Source organism: ANME-2 cluster archaeon (genome assembly GCA_019429385.1).
In the GTDB taxonomy this organism is placed as follows: domain Archaea; phylum Halobacteriota; class Methanosarcinia; order Methanosarcinales; family Methanocomedenaceae; genus Methanocomedens_B.
Genome location: JAHYIS010000009.1, coordinates 1 through 15,624, shown reverse-complemented (window position 1 = coordinate 15,624; position 15,624 = coordinate 1). Strand labels below are relative to the sequence as shown.

15 protein-coding genes are annotated in these 15,624 nt (G+C 47.8%); 2 read left to right on the top strand and 13 right to left on the bottom strand.

What is annotated here, in order from left to right:
- Positions 1 to 9: 9 nt before the first annotated feature.
- Positions 10 to 285, bottom strand: a complete 276-nt coding sequence (locus K0A89_04755; GenBank protein ID MBW6517793.1) for a hypothetical protein — start codon at positions 283 to 285, stop codon at positions 10 to 12.
- Positions 282 to 746 (bottom strand): Lrp/AsnC family transcriptional regulator, encoded by a 465-nt coding sequence (locus K0A89_04750; protein MBW6517792.1) that lies wholly within the window; start codon positions 744 to 746, stop codon positions 282 to 284. Before K0A89_04750 ends, K0A89_04755 begins: the two co-directional genes overlap by 4 nt.
- Positions 747 to 1,246: 500 nt before the next feature.
- On the opposite strand from K0A89_04750, the gene pdxS reads away from it, so the two are divergent.
- On the top strand, positions 1,247 to 2,143 hold the full coding sequence (gene pdxS, locus K0A89_04745; protein MBW6517791.1) for a pyridoxal 5'-phosphate synthase lyase subunit PdxS: 897 nt from the start codon (positions 1,247 to 1,249) through the stop codon (positions 2,141 to 2,143).
- 367 nt (positions 2,144 to 2,510) lie between these two features.
- On the opposite strand, the gene dinB is transcribed toward pdxS, so the two are convergent.
- Positions 2,511 to 3,590 carry a DNA polymerase IV gene (gene dinB, locus K0A89_04740; protein ID MBW6517790.1) on the bottom strand — a complete coding sequence of 360 codons (1,080 nt, stop codon included), beginning with the start codon at positions 3,588 to 3,590 and terminating at the stop codon, positions 2,511 to 2,513.
- Positions 3,591 to 3,678: 88 nt separating this feature from the next.
- On the opposite strand from dinB, the gene K0A89_04735 reads away from it, so the two are divergent.
- On the top strand, positions 3,679 to 6,426 hold the full coding sequence (locus K0A89_04735; GenBank protein ID MBW6517789.1) for a UPF0182 family protein: 2,748 nt from the start codon (positions 3,679 to 3,681) through the stop codon (positions 6,424 to 6,426).
- A gap of 121 nt (positions 6,427 to 6,547) precedes the next feature.
- On the opposite strand, the gene K0A89_04730 is transcribed toward K0A89_04735, so the two are convergent.
- The 10 genes from K0A89_04730 to K0A89_04685 all read right to left on the bottom strand — a co-directional run.
- The gene (locus tag K0A89_04730) at positions 6,548 to 6,892 is read right to left on the bottom strand and encodes a DUF2111 domain-containing protein (protein MBW6517788.1); all 345 of its coding nucleotides are present in this window, start codon (positions 6,890 to 6,892) and stop codon (positions 6,548 to 6,550) included.
- 79 nt (positions 6,893 to 6,971) lie between these two features.
- The gene (locus K0A89_04725; GenBank protein MBW6517787.1) at positions 6,972 to 7,661 is read right to left on the bottom strand and encodes an ABC transporter ATP-binding protein; all 690 of its coding nucleotides are present in this window, start codon (positions 7,659 to 7,661) and stop codon (positions 6,972 to 6,974) included.
- Positions 7,654 to 8,772 (bottom strand): ABC transporter permease, encoded by a 1,119-nt coding sequence (locus K0A89_04720; GenBank protein ID MBW6517786.1) that lies wholly within the window; start codon positions 8,770 to 8,772, stop codon positions 7,654 to 7,656. The genes K0A89_04725 and K0A89_04720 overlap by 8 nt, the downstream gene beginning before the upstream one ends.
- A gap of 12 nt (positions 8,773 to 8,784) precedes the next feature.
- Positions 8,785 to 9,846, bottom strand: a complete 1,062-nt coding sequence (locus K0A89_04715) for a hypothetical protein (GenBank protein MBW6517785.1) — start codon at positions 9,844 to 9,846, stop codon at positions 8,785 to 8,787.
- 194 nt (positions 9,847 to 10,040) lie between these two features.
- Entirely contained in the window at positions 10,041 to 11,219 is a 1,179-nt protein-coding gene (locus tag K0A89_04710; GenBank protein ID MBW6517784.1) for a hypothetical protein, read from the bottom strand.
- A 2-nt stretch (positions 11,220 to 11,221) separates the two neighbouring features.
- A complete protein-coding gene (locus tag K0A89_04705; protein MBW6517783.1) occupies positions 11,222 to 11,680 on the bottom strand; it encodes a hypothetical protein in 459 nt (152 codons plus the stop codon).
- A 257-nt stretch (positions 11,681 to 11,937) separates the two neighbouring features.
- A complete protein-coding gene (locus tag K0A89_04700) occupies positions 11,938 to 12,483 on the bottom strand; it encodes a YkgJ family cysteine cluster protein (GenBank protein MBW6517782.1) in 546 nt (181 codons plus the stop codon).
- Between the two features lie 25 nt (positions 12,484 to 12,508).
- Complete coding sequence (gatD, locus tag K0A89_04695; GenBank protein MBW6517781.1) at positions 12,509 to 13,762, bottom strand: Glu-tRNA(Gln) amidotransferase subunit GatD; 1,254 nt, start codon at positions 13,760 to 13,762, stop codon at positions 12,509 to 12,511.
- A gap of 3 nt (positions 13,763 to 13,765) precedes the next feature.
- Entirely contained in the window at positions 13,766 to 15,235 is a 1,470-nt protein-coding gene (gene argH / locus K0A89_04690) for an argininosuccinate lyase (protein ID MBW6517780.1), read from the bottom strand.
- 23 nt (positions 15,236 to 15,258) lie between these two features.
- Positions 15,259 to 15,624: DUF123 domain-containing protein (locus tag K0A89_04685; protein ID MBW6517779.1), on the bottom strand; the 366-nt coding region annotated here is incomplete at its 5' end.

The window sequence follows — 15,624 nt, the reverse complement described above, 5'->3', positions numbered from 1 at the left end:
ATTAACTTCTTATTTCAATACTGAATACAGCATAATCAATATTCCAGGGATTTCAATAATTAAAGCGATAGTGCGTGCGAATTCATGTGTCATACCGGGCAATAACAGTCCGGCGAGCACATCAAAATTACTGCCAAATATCAGAATAAATAATCCGATGGTAAGAATTAACAGGTTGGTTTGTTTGGTTTTTTCGTACGTTTCGTATACAAATAATATGAATACTCCACCGAGAAGATATACGATGGCTGTAAGGATCAGGACTATTTCGAGGCCAAATATCATACCATTACTTCCCCCTTTGTGAGGATATTACATGATTCTTCTTTATGTCGTTTTGTTGTTATCAGAGTACTGGACTCCAGTACTCCATCAATTTCATTTATGACATGCAACACGTTATTTTTAAGAGAATTGATATCAAAGGTCCTGACCTTCAGGAACAGGTCATAGGGTTCAAGCAGTTCATGTATCTCAAGGATATCGTCTACATCTTTCAGTTTGTTGATTATGTTGATCCTGCGGCTTGAATCAATATTAATTCCAATAAATGTGGTGAGGTTAAGGTCTATTTTAGATGGGTCTGGTATAAAGGTAAATTTTTCAATCACCCCTTCCGATTCAAGATTCTTTATGCGCTTATGGATGGTTGACGTTGCTACATTCAATTCTTTTGCGAGATGTGTACTATGCACCCGCCCGTCCATAGAAAGAAATTTTAGAATAGAATAGTCCAGTTCGTCCATATCTTACGTCAACAATTCGATGTGATATAATATATAAATTTCGCTATATTTTCAATAAATGGATAAATTCGAAACATTTACCACAATTCCATGATAATGAGGCAATTATTGTTCATACCAATATTCTTAAAACCAGGCATTGTATTACCCGTATTTCATAAGAAGCATGGTCTTCTGGAAAATAACTTGGAATCCGTGTGGAAATTCATATAGGAATAGAAATAGGAATAGAAATAGGAATAGAAATAGAAATAGAAATAGGAATAGGATAGGATAGGAGAGGATAGGAGAGGAGAGGAGAGGAGAGGAGAGGAGAGGAGAGGAGAGGAGAGGATAGGAGAGGATAGGATAGGATTCTGTTTGTCAGAAATCCCGATTTCTGGTAATTCTGGGTCAAATGCGAAGTATTTTTATTGGTAACGAAGTATGGTACATTTTCCCATCAGGAGAGAAATAAAGATAATAAGCATGAATGCTATTAAGATTGCAGGTTGATACAAATGGAACTTGAAAAATTACGACATGGCACAGAATTATTAAAGCGTGGCTTTGCTAAAATGCAAAAAGGTGGGGTCATCATGGATGTAACCACGCCCGAAGAAGCCCATATTGCAGAAGATGCAGGGGCTGTTGCCGTGATGGCACTTCATATGGTCCCCTCAGATATACGAAAGACCGGTGGTGTGGCCCGGATGGCTGACCCGCAGATAATTGCTGAGATCATTGATGCTGTCACTATTCCCGTGATGGCCAAAGCGCGTATCGGTCATTTTGTGGAAGCCGAGATCCTTGAATCGCTGGGTGCTGATATGATAGATGAGTCAGAGGTACTGACACCAGCGGATGTTAAATACCATATTGATAAACGCAACTTTACCATTCCTTTCGTGTGCGGTGCCAGGGACCTTGGAGAAGCACTACGCAGGATACACGAAGGTGCGGCAATGATACGTACCAAGGGCGAGGCAGGCACCGGCGACGTTGCCGAAGCCGTGCGTCATATGCGCCAGATAAACGAGCAGGTGGGGAAGCTCAAAGGGCTTGATCTGCAGGAGATGGAGCGGGTGGCACGGGAGATTGAAGCTCCTATAGACCTGGTACTGGAGACTGCCGGAATGCAGCGCTTGCCTGTGGTGAACTTTGCAGCAGGAGGGATAGCCACGCCCGCAGATGCTGCACTTATGATGAAACTTGGTGCTGACGGGATATTCGTTGGCAGTGGTATCTTCAAGGCCGAGCAGCCACCCATTATGGCATCAGCGATTGTCGAGGCCGTAAATAATTTTGATAAACCTGATGTGCTGGCCGAGATATCAAAAGGTCTTGGCAAGCAGATGAAAGGTATCAGTTTTAGCAGTATACCCGAACATGAAATACTTCAGTCCCGCGGGTGGTAGGGTACCATCCGGTTTTTATTTTTATACATGATACAAAACCCGGATTCTGGAACCGTGCTGGAAACCCCCTCATTATAAAAACACCCTTTTTTTACAGAAATCCCCTCATTATTATACAACTCATTATTATCTACACCATTATTATAATGTGGAATAGATATATATAGGTTCATGGTAATATCATAATTGGGTAATAGGAAAATGATGTACACCTGTAAGATATGTGGCTATAAGTACAATATAACTTTCAGTTATATTAACACGAAATGCCACATATGCAATTCAGTACCAGTAGCTATCAAACCGAACCGCTTTGAAAACGGGATTGTAGTTTCTGCTTAATCCTGTTCAGTGTTGGAAAAGTGGCTCAACCGGATTGGAATTGGTCCAGCGTGGTCTGGATCATGCTACTGGTACTCAGGTTCGATAGTTTTATTCCAAGCAGCCGTATCTTTCTGCCATCAAAGAATTCACAAGAGAGTTCCCGTGACTCCTGTTTTATAATGTCAGGGTCACGAGTATAGATATCCAGTGTCCGTGCCCTGGTAAAGGTGGTAAAATCCTCCTGCCGTATTTTCACACTAACAGTCCTGAACGAAAAACCTTGTCGTATCAAAGCCCTGTGTACCCGTTCGGCAATGCTGTCCAGTGAAGCATATAATTCCTCTGCATCCGAAGTATCCACCTGGAAGGTATGCTCTTTGCTCACTGACTTTGACCCGGCCCCTTCAGCAACCTCGCTCTCATCAATGCCTTGCGCCAGCTGGTGCATCCTGGCACCCCATTTCCCGAAAATGCGTACCAGCAAGTCCGGTTCACATCTGGCCAGTTGCCCGATGGTCCTGATATCCATTCCCGCCAGTATCTCATCGTTCTTACTGCCGATACCCGGAAGTCTGCGCACCTCCAATGGTTCAAGGAATTCGGCTACCCTGTCCGGTTCGACAATAGTCAGGCCATCGGGTTTATCCAGGTCAGAAGCGATCTTTGCTGCAGTCTTGTTTGGAGCGATACCAATAGAACAGGTCAGACCTTTCTGTTCCTTTATCATTGTCTTGATGATGCCTGCAATGTTCACGGCCTCCTGCATAGTGCAGGCGCTCTCACTGATATCAAGATATGCTTCATCCACACTGACCTGCTGGAACCGGTCCGCACATGAGCGCAACAGTTCCATAATACTGTGTGACACTTCCTTGTACAATGCCATGTCCACGGGCACGAACACGGCATCAGGGCACAGTTTAAATGCACGGGATATGGGCATACCCGAATGTATCCCGAACGCGCGGGCTTCATAGGAACAGGTACTTACCACACCCCTGCCATGGCCGCCTTGAGGGTCTGACCCCACCACCACAGGTTGTCCTTTATACGAAGGATGTTCACGCTGCTCGACCGAAGCGTAAAAACTGTCCATATCAACATGAAGTATGAAACGTTCCATGAGAGAACTCCAATAACATATCCGGATACAGGATATCATTAAGTACTGTCGTACCTGATATAGTAATTCCCAACGGGGGTAAATCAATATGGCAGTAAAGAACAGGCTTGAATTAATTCTGGTATTATTATTTCTCACAATTTTCTTCTTGCCGTCCATAGGCGGACTGGCACTGGATTATCTATGGTACGACTCACTGGGTTATGCGGATGTCTTCCTGGTAAAGTACAGGGCCGCACTGTTGTTGTTCGGAGTAACATTCCTGCTGACCGGCAGCATATTGTACCTGGTATACCGTTCTGGCAGTGCCACTATTCTGAAAGCGGGCAGGCCAGTTACGTCATTATGGGAGACACAGTTCTTCGCAGGTATCGAGAAGGAATACATAGACGTAACACCAAAGAAGAATGTAGCTGCAGCTTTAACAACTATCCGGCTGCCGGCCATACTGTTTATCATCCTCTTCTCGGGGATGCAGGCACTGGCAATATCAGGGTCCTGGCTTAAGATACTGATGTACCTGAACCGGACACCGTTCGGACAGGCAGACCCCATATTCAACAATGATATTGCATTTTACGTTTTTTCCCTGCCATTCTACCATACCCTGCTGAACTACGCCTCAGCGGTACTGTTTCTGGGACTTTTACTTATGGCCGGGTTATATGCCACTTTCAACTGGAAGCTGTTGATGAAACTGCCCGCAGACATGAGCATACTGCTTGCAGCTTTTCTTATCACGTTCTCTGTAAAGACATATCTCGGACGGTACAATATCCTGTACAGTGAGACCGGTGTGGTGTACGGCGCTGGTTACATCGATGTGACCATCAAACAGTATATCCCTGTTATTGTAGCCCTGGTATTCCTGTTCACAGCTGTTGCCATACTGCTTTCGGGCTGGTCAGGTGGGCCTTCCCTGCCATCCACCCCCAAACTCCTGGCTGGTATGGTAGCTGTACTAGTATTGATAACCGTGCTCGGGGGTGTTACTGCCTCGCTGATACAGGACCTGAAGGTGTTACCAAATGAACAGGAACTGGAAAGACCGTACATAATGAATAACATACAATCAACCAATAACGCTTATGAACTTGGTGATGTGGAAACACGGCAATACCCCCTGACCTACAACCTGTCATTGGATATATTAACGCACCCGTCAATAACCAATGCCCGGGTCTGGGATTACCGCCCGTTGATGACTATATATAACCAGAAACAGGCAATACGCACGTATTACGGGTTCAATGACGTGGATGTTGACCGGTACATTATTAACGGCACTGCCACACAGGTATGGCTCTCCCCCCGCGAGATATTTTATGACCAGTTGCAGGGGAAGGCCGATACCTGGCTTAACAAACACGTGCTCTACACCCACGGTATCGGATTGGTGATGTCTCCGGTGAACAAAGTAGTGGACCAGGGGATGCCCGAGATGTATATCGAGAATATCCCTCCTGTCAGTTCCCTGCCCGCCCTTACTATCGAGCAGCCCAGGATATATTACGGTGAGAAGACCGATTCATATATTATCACAGGTACCGGCAGGGAAGAGTTCGACTACCCCAGCGGGAACACGAATATGTTAACAACCTATACCGGCACCGGAGGTATCGGCATGGGTGGCCTGAACAAGCTCATAACTACCCTTGCCCTGAGTGATCTGAAGATATTGATGTCACCTGATATAGGCGACAAGAGCAAATTACACATCAACAGGAATGTAATGGAGCGCGCAGAGCATATCACACCCTATCTGTTCCTTGACCGGGATGCCTATGCAGTGCTGGGTGATGACGGCCATATCTACTGGATAATCAATGGGTTCACGACCACTGACAGATACCCTTATTCTGAACCGCTGCAAATTGGAAACACCAGGGTGAACTATATACAGGATTCCACCAAGGCCGTGATAGATGCCTATAATGGTACAATCACCTATTATGTGATGGAAGATGACCCGGTGCTTAGCACATATTCAAAGATATTCCCGGGTGTGTTCAAACCCATGGATCAGATGCCTGCCGATATCAGGTCCCATATGAGGTATTCTCCAGACCTGTTCATGATACAGTCAAAGATATACACTGATTATCACATGAAAGTCCCTGAGGTGTTCTACAACCGTGAAGACCGGTGGCAGTTCGCAAAGGAGAAATATGGCAGTTTACAGATACAGGTGGAGCCCTATAATGTATTACTGGAACTGGACGGCTCAACTGATTTTTACATGATGCTGCCCTTCACCCCCAGTAACAAGGACAATATGATATCCTGGATGGCAGTGAACCAGGACCCTCCCAACTATGGCCAGAAGATATTGTACGAGTTCTCCAAGGACAAGCTGATATACGGTCCGGCCCAGATAGAGGCGTTGATAGACCAGGACGAGGATATCTCGAAGGACCTGACCCTGTGGAGCACGGGTGGTTCGAATGTGATACGGGGTAACCTGCTGGTAATTCCTATCGAGGATTCTATCCTGTATATCGAACCCCTGTACATCTCAGCAGAATCGGCATCCAGTATCCCTGAACTCAAGAAGATACTGGTGGTCTATGAGAACAGGGTGGTAATGGAAGATTCACTTGAAGCTGCGCTTGCACAGTTAATGGGTGCGAATGTCTCGACCGCTGCACCCCAGCCGGGTATGCCTGGTGCTGAGGATAAAGACCTGAACCAGCTCCTGGGGGAGACACTGGTGCATTATGAGACTGCCAGGAAATATCTTGAAGCGGGCGACCTTGAGAATTACGGGCGCGAAATGAAGATTGTGGACAGCCTGATGGAACAGTTAGGGCAACTGGTGCAGGATAAGGTAAATTAGGATAAGGTAAATTAGGATAAGGTAAATTAGGATAAGGTAAATTAGGATAAGGTAAATTAGGATAAGGTAAATTAAAAATTGGTTTGGAACGATGAATGATGTCCCAGATCAATGATTAGTTTCAGAACCGTTTCAGATCGATGTAACCTGACAGGTTAACGGTCCCCAGAACAGCGATTGTCTCACCCTCACGGTTCTTGATCGGTGATACAATAACAGGCATGCCCTTATATGGTCCACGGGTGGCAAATCCATGGAATATGTTACCCGTGCTCAGAGCTTCTTCGAGATACGGACCGGTATAATCATAATCTACTACCTTGTTGTTCTCTATCCGTACTCCTTTATGGTTCTTACTCCTCATGGTGGTGGGGAGTCCGACCACGCCGTAGATGGCGATGGCGAGTGGTTCAAGTTCCTTAGCCGTTGAATCTTCGGATATGCAAAGTCCTGCCATTTCATTCACAGATATTACACTTTCAATCATGATATTTAAATCATTGCTTTTCAGTGTTCACAGCATGAAGTACCGAAATGATCCAAAGTCATGAACCCTCCACCATCCCGTCGACCAGCCTGATAACCCTGTCTGTCCGCTCAGCCACCCACATATCATGCGTAACTATGATCACCGTTTGCCCGCCATCAGACAGCCGCCGCAAGATACCCACTATAAGGTCCCTCGTCCTGGTATCCACTTCCCCGGTAGGCTCATCAGCCAGAATAATTGAAGGCTTGTTGGCCAGTGCCCTGGCGATGCTCACCCTCTGCTGCTCCCCCCCGCTCAATTCGGATGGTTTATGGTTCAAACGTTCACCCAATCCCATTTCGGTCAGCACCTCAGTGGCCCGCCGTATCCGCTCTTTCCTGGGTACCCTGGCAAACCTCATGGCTATCTCCACATTACCCAGTGCGGTCAGTGCGGGCAGCAGGTTGAAGTGCTGGAACACGAACCCTATCTTTTCGCGGCGCAGCCTTGGTATCTCCTTCGTCTTGACCCCGGTCACCTCCACGCCGTCAATGAACACCTCGCCTTCGGTAGGGGTCTCCAGCATGCCGATGATCGACAGCAGGGTAGATTTCCCGGAACCTGAGGGGCCCACGATACTTATCAATTCACCTCGTTTCACTTCCAGGTCCACACCCTGCAATGCATGTACCGGCACCTTACCCTGCATGTAAGTCTCTTTCAGGCCGCGGGTCTTCAAAATAATGTCTGGTTTAGCACTATTCATACCGCAGGGCCTCCATAGGACTCATGCGGGAAGCCCGCAGGGCCGGGTAGATGCCCGAGAGAGTACCCAGCAATATAGCGAACAGCATGGCAATGATCACGAGCCTGGGTGTGATAAGGAACAAAACGATCCCTTTCCCGGCCAGCCACATGTTCATGGCATACACGACACCCCATCCACAGGCCAGTCCCAGCAGCCCCCCCAACAGACCCATTATGGCAGCTTCCCCAACCGTCATCATCAGGATATCACCCTCCTCGGCTCCCATTGCCTTTAATATGCCAAACTCCTTGGTCCGCTCCATCACCGACATTAGCATGGTGTTCATGACGCTCAGGCCGCCGATAATCGCGGCCAGGACCGCAGCGCTGACCGTAATAACAGAGAATATCATCAGGCTCTGCCTCGCTTCTTTTTCCAGTTCAGTGGGCGAGAGCGTATCCACTCCTTCCACGCTGAGCTTGATACGCCTGGCCAGCACGTCACCGTCAACCCCGTCCTCGGGAATGGCAAATATCATGGAGACCATGTCACCCATATCATAAACATCCTGGGCAATGTCAAGAGGAACGGCTGCAGAGGAATCAAAAAAACTACCCGTATATTCCAGCACGCCGACCACGGTGAAGTACTTGTCCCGTATCTCGAGACGGTCTCCCACGCCAATTTTGTACTGGGTCGCAATACTGGTGCCAATCACCGTTTCGTACCGGTCCCCCCTCATAAGGAACCTCCCTTCCTTAACCCTGACAGGGTCCAGTACGGTCTGGGATTTTTCAGGCGGCAATCCCACTATCTGGTTACCACCGAAACTCATTGCCCCCCCTTCTTCCAGCGGTGCCATTAACAGTCCGTAAGCATCCTTTACTCCGGGTACTTTCCTGACATCTGCCGCTTTGCCGGTAGTTACACTCCCGCCGAACACACCGCTTGAACCGAACACACGGATTTTATCTGCGGTCAGTGAAAATGAGGTTTCGAAGGTCTGGTTGAAGTTCTCGGACATCGAGCCCATAACAATAACTGCAAATATGCCCAGGGCTATCCCGAACACGGTCAGTCCTGTCCTGACCTTGCGCTGGGATAAATTTCTCAGGATAATGTCGAACACAAATCCCACCCCTTACTTCTTTCTCATCGCTGCGGCCATTGTAATGATACCCAGTATCCCCATCAACACCCCATAACCTGGCGTCTGTGTTGCAGTAGGCTGGTTTATTGGGTTAATAGGTTCAGGTATTAAAAGCACGGTCTCATAGCGGTCCAGTATTTCCAGGTCCAGTGTTTTAACCAGGATGTACACGTGATACGTGCCCGGAGCTATGCCATCCCAGAGGATTCCCACGGTATCATCCCTGTTCAGGGTCAGTATTTCAGGACTGCCTGTGAAAACAAGGGGGTTGCCCCTATTGTTCTGGAGCTGCACTTCCACGGTACCGTCAAAGGGTACCTGTGAGCGCCCAAAAAGGGTCACACTGGCGCCAAAATCGTCAACCTCCACATCATTCTTGTCAATTTCAACCTCCTGTCGGGAAGTGAAGCGGGTCACGTAGGAGGATGTGATGTTCGGGATATGGGAATATGCTTTAACGCGCACCATGTAATCGGTATGGTCATCCAGCAGGATGGGCCAGTTGAGAGACACCTGCGTGGATTGTATGATGGGAATGTTATTCTTCGTCTGTGAATAAATGATGTCTCCATCCTTGACCAATTGGAATTTGAAATCAGCTACTCCAGGGTTGTTCACACTCCTGGGTTTTACCAGCAGGTCAAGTCCGCTACTGTCCGCGCTCAGGTCTACCACCTGGAATCGTGGCAGCACAACAAATCCATACGAAAAGGGATACGAGTTCTGTGCTACGGGTTCCCCGTTCACATATACACTGGCTATGGCAACATAGGTCTCGAACTGTGGCCGGGTCTCCCACATGATTATCTTCGTGGTCTCGGTTTTGGCATCCATCTCAAAATCCAGTGTTCGAGTTTCAAGGACATCGGCTTTGTGCATTAGCTTGAATACCACCTGTCCCTGGACGGGTTCACTGCCCGAGCGCAGGGTCACATCCATGGAATGTTCATCAGAGAAGAGCGATGTGATATTGACAACGGGTTCTGATACAGCGGGTCCAATTGCTGAAATGATCAGTATGAATGTTATAATTAAAAGTGGAACGTGCTTCATTATCGTATCATTACCTGATGTAATATTAAAAAAACTTTCCCTATATGATTAGATGGTATTTGTTAAACGTATACCCACCCTTTTGTTTGAGCAATCCTTCCCGTGAACCGTCATGAATGTAATGACGTAAATCGGTCAGCTCTTCCACTTTAATTTTTATCCATGGTCCCTTATTTCGTCATCCAGGTACGTATTTATGAACTATTCTTATCCCACATCGCCAGCGTCATCCTTGCCCTGCTCAGATTGATCCTCGAGAACACATAGTCCAGCACCTCATTCTTAGCTTCCTCAATGGTGGCAGCATTGCTCACATACTGGTCAGTGATATCAGAAGCCAGCGCATTCACCTCATCCGCAACAACCCCGTGCACTTCCTCCCTTACCACATCCTGCAGATACACCGTTATCTGCTCGCTGAGCGCCAGGCTGGTATTCTCAATAAATCCCGGGTCACGTTTCAATTCAGCCAGTATCTCATCAAGGATAATATCACTGATGCCCGAATTATTCCCAGGCACCGCATTATCCACCTGCTGGTTGATGGCGGTCTGTATTTTCTCAACGGTCTGTTTGATGGTCATATCCACAATAACTGCCACTGCCTCGTCCACAGTACTGTTTATTGCATTGTTGATATGCCCGGCAATCAACTCTTCTGTCTTCTTTCTGGGTACCTCACTGGCTTTCTCCAGGTCAAGACCAATGGCCTCAAGCTCACCATCGATCACCTCCTCTACATGATACCGGGTAAATTCAGTATGATACGGCATGGTGATCCATGAACTCTCCACAAAGGCTGTATCTGGCACCGGCGGTCCAATACGAGTCTCACCGCCAACAGGCACGTTCTGAAACGGTCTCCATACCACAGAGACATTGTAATAATACCGGTCTCCTATCTGCCCGTCAAGGTAATCCTGCATCTGTGCATTTATATTGGCCCTGTACTCATCCATCAGGAGGTTCAGCCTGACATTCCGGCCGTCATGGTATATCGTGAACTGTGCGGCTACTGATTCGCTGGCAAGGTCGGCAAATGTCTTGTGCTTCAATTCCCGTCCCGCCACCATTTCCTTACCAGTCTGGTAGATGCCTGATTCCACAGCACCGGGGCCAAGGGTCTCGTTCACCAGGTAGTCCATCTGGGCACCACCCACGGCATAGGAAAAATCATCCACCCTGCCGTTTTGCAGTGACAGCAGCACCTGTGAATTATGCTCTACCACATTCGAATCATGCAGCGCAGACAATTGGGTGCCGCCCACCATGACCGGAGCCAGCAGTACTGCACTGACCGACACCAGCACCAGGAACAGTAAAGCGTCAATTGAGCTGGAAAAACCACGGGTATCACGGACTATATCAGCCATAGTTATTTCTCCCATATTTTGACCGTCAAGGTACCGGGCAGTTCATCGACCTCGTTCAACCTGATGGTCACAGGCACCGATGCCGATACACCCAGCTCTTCAGCCGTTCCAACCACCTTACGGTACATTGGCGGCACTTCGACCTTAAATGAAAAACCATAGTGTGTCCCGTACTTTCCCTTCAACCATTCAATGTCTCCAGGTGTCAGGGATTCAACCCTGCCAGCATCTATCAGGTCTGGCCTGCCTGGTGCCGTTAGCAGGGGCTCGTTCCTGAGCAGCCCTGCCAGACCGGCAGCATCGTCATAATGTTGTGCAATATACGTCTTCTCCTGGTACACATGATAGGTATTGGCAACAAGAGAGATAAAGATAATAAAACCAATGACTGTTAGCACCATTGCTACCACATCAGAGTTTGGCTCTACTATGCCTTTGTCATCACTGTCTAACGTCTTCATAAACAATACACCGCATGAACCAGTTATCTATAAAAATTATTTGTTTTTGTTCCTGTGCCTGAGATTTCACCCTGGCAAGAGGAGCAGGTACCTGGGACATAATAGCAAGGAAGTTTGTTGATGTTATGTCCACACACAGTTACTATTAATGTATCTTCAAACCTCAGCAATACCTGTCGAAGACGTGCGGAGTTACTTTCAGTATGAACGGTCGGATCGCACAAGAACAGTTCATCCGACCGAATGATGCTTTCTTGTTATTCCTTCAATAACTTTTCAAGCTCAGCCCTCTTTTCAGGAGACAATTTTTCCATAGCCTTCTGGGATTCCATGGAAAACTGCTTGATGAACAATGCCTGGAGCATTGGCAATACTGCCTGGGTCCGGTGCTTGCTCTCATAATCCGATTTTGCAATCTCACGCATACGGGCCAGTTGTTCAGCGGTCATACTACCCTGGCCCAGGCCCGGACAGTCCATATCCACCACAATGTAATTCTTGCCATTATATCCCAGCGGGAACGAGCGGCAGGAGAGTGGCCTGTTATCCTCCAGGGTACAGGAGTTATTCTCAAGATCATACAGGGCGCAGATAATCCTTTCATCCTGGGTCTGCTTGTCAAGCTGCATAGCGACCGACCCGTATTCCCCCACAATAGACAGCACAGGCAGTACTGTATACATCAATCCGTGTTCTATCCAGTCCCTTATGTCATCGATATAAATTATTACGTCCCTTTCGCAACATTTCCCGCATTCTGTGCAGTTGAATATAAATTTTGGTGTTTTAGTTTCGTCGTTCATGGTAACCCTCCAATTCCAAAAAGTATTATGAATGAACGCCCCAGGTCCGGGAACTCCTGGTCATTTCACCTGCCATATCAGTAGACATGAGCTTTTTGACCTCATCAATATCACCGGTCTGCCCCAGCGCCCACATCAACTTCACCAGTGCCACCTCCGGCAGCATATCCTCCCCCTCCATTGCACCGGCCCTCAGGATGTCCCGCCCGGTATCATACACCCGGTCGCACACCCTGCCATCGATACACTGGCTGGTCACAATCACAGGTACTCCTGCCTGCGTGGCTCTTTCAATATACGGCACCCATTCAGTAGATACATGCCCAAGTCCCGTACCTTCCAGCACTATGCCCTTGTAGTTGGCAGATGCGAACAATAACATCTCCGGACTTGCGCCGGTGGTATATTTAACAAGAGTACACCTGGGTTCGATATTGGTATTGATAGACAGTTCCTGCTCGCCACGCCGCTTATAGTCCAGGTACGTATCTATCTCTCCTGAAGGATATTCCACCCTGCCCACAGGTCTTGCATTGATGGACTTGAACGCATCCCGCCTGCTGGTATGCATCTTCCTGACCTTTGCACCCCTGTGGATATGGCAGAAATCATCTGATGTGCTCCCGTGCATCACCACCGTGACCTCGGAAATATCACTTACCGCCACTTTTGCCGCACATATAGCGTTCATGGCATTATCGCTGCTGGGACGGTCAGCACTGCGCTGGCTGCCTACGAACACTATGGGTACGGGTGTCTTGACCATAAAAGCAATGGCTGCAGCCGTGTACATCATGGTATCAGTGCCATGAGTGATGATAACACCATCTGCACCGGCTTTTATTTCATTGTACACTTCCTCAGCAAGCTTCACCCAGTATTCGGGCCGCATGTTCTCAGATAAGATACTGTAACATACCCTTGCATGGTAATTGGCAATCTCGGTAAGTTCGGGGATGGCCAGCAGGATATCTTCTGCCGAGAACTGGCTGGTCACGGCCCCTGTGCGGTAATCCACCTTACTCGCTATCGTGCCGCCAGTTGAAAGGATAGATATATTGGGTAGTTTAGGGTCCGGGGCAGGCAGTCCTATCTTCGGACCTTTCAGTTCACTTTTCTTATCGATAAGTTCCAGCGTAACATTTTCGGGTTCAAGACCGATATTATATCCGTTTTTCAGTTTCACGACCGTTTTGCCGGTAGTAGAAGGCATCAGCACCCCCTCGTAAGTATTGCCATCGCACCTGGCTGAAACAATGTCACCTTCAACGATTACCATGTTCTATCTCCACATGTATGACTGCTTCACATCATCGAGCCGCTTCATACCATCCTGTACAACATTTACATGCTCCATAAGCGTGTCAATTTCCTGCATAAGGACATAAGTCCTGTCATTGATCATCCGGCTCACTTCATGGGGTGCAGGCCCGCCTACTGCTGACCGTCGATTCACATTCTCTTTTATATCAAGAGCCCCTTCAAAGAGTTTGGCATCCATTCCTTCATCTGACAGTTTCTTGCCAATGATCTTCATACTGAGCCTGTCGAGCTCTTCCAGCGTGTGTATGGTGCCTTTTGCCATGGTTCCCACTATCTGGTGTGCGGTCCGAAACGGAAGCCCTGTGGTCCTGACAATGGTATCGGCCAGTTCTGTAGCAGTGGAAAAACCAGTGTTTGCAGACGCTGATAGTGTATCTTTGTTCATCTTCATGGTACTTATTATACCAGATGCAATATTTACGGTACCAAGGGTGACAGCGGCGGCCCGCCACAGGTGGGTGGTAACTTCCTGCAGATCCCTGTTATAACTCATGGGCAGGGCTTTGGTGATGGCGAGAACAGACATCAGGCATCCGTCCACAGTTCCGGTCTTTGCCCTCATCAGCTCGGCAGTATCCGGGTTCTTTTTCTGGGGCATTATTGAAGACGTGGATGCATAACTGTCATCCAGTTCCACAAACCCGAATTCCTCACTGCTCCACAATATCATCTCCTCGGCCAACCGGCTCAGGTTGGTCATGATATTAGCAAAGACTGAAATTGATTCCACGATAAAGTCACGTGTGCTTACTGCATCCATTGAGTTCTCGACCAGGCCGTGGAATCCGAGAAGTTCGCGGGTACGTTCACGGTCGATATCAAATCCGGTTGATGCGAAAGCCGCCGAGCCAAGGGGGGACATGTTCGTACGAATGTATGCCCCGATAACTCTCTGGCAGTCCCTGGCCAGGGCATCATGATGAGCGAGCAGGTGGTGGGCAAGAGTGGTGGGCTGGGCATGTTGCAGGTGTGTGAAACCAGGTATCAGGGTTTCCCTGTTCTCAAGTGCAATTTCCAGAATTGTTTTCCGGAAGGATATGAGATTGTGCAACAGGGTAAGCAGTTCATTTCTCAGGACCAGTCGGATACATGTAGCGACCTCATCATTACGCGAGCGTGCTGAATGCATACGCCCACCTGTTTCCTCGCCAACCATTTCGATAAGCTTTGCTTCAATGGAAATATGGATATCTTCATAGGAAGTGTCAAGTTTATCGAAACCTTCTTCCTTGATGCTTTCCAGTCCTTTAAGGATACGAGTGCATTCATCCCTGGATATAATCCCAGTCTCTGCCAGCATTATTACATGTGCCGTGTCTACCAGCAGGTCAGCCGTGAATATGTGCCTGTCTGTATCCATGGAGGAAAGATAACTGAGCACGATTGGGTCATCTTTGTTGAGTCGACCTCTGCGCAAAATGTTATTCATAGTAACCACAATAGGTATTATTGTTAAAAGGAATAAACTTTGTGAATGGTATTTATTATTTTATGTGCATCTGTCACTATATTGAACAGCTTTTCAAAATCTTTTTCAAAATGCAGATGAGCAATGCATCTGCAGTCGGAACATCCGAAACCATTCACTGTCCGCGTTATATGCCCGATAGCTTTTGAGATGTCACATTCAATGTCACTATCTCCGCAGCTAAGCACCAGCCCTTTTGGCCTGGTATGGGGTAACAGGTAATCAATATGCCAGTGTCGGGTAGAATTGTTGCCGGCTGCCACGCCCAGGTGTCGTATCACCCTGGCAAACCCGCCCGTACCCCTGGCAGAACCTGTGTATGAATAATGCCCTGCAGGAAAATACCTTGC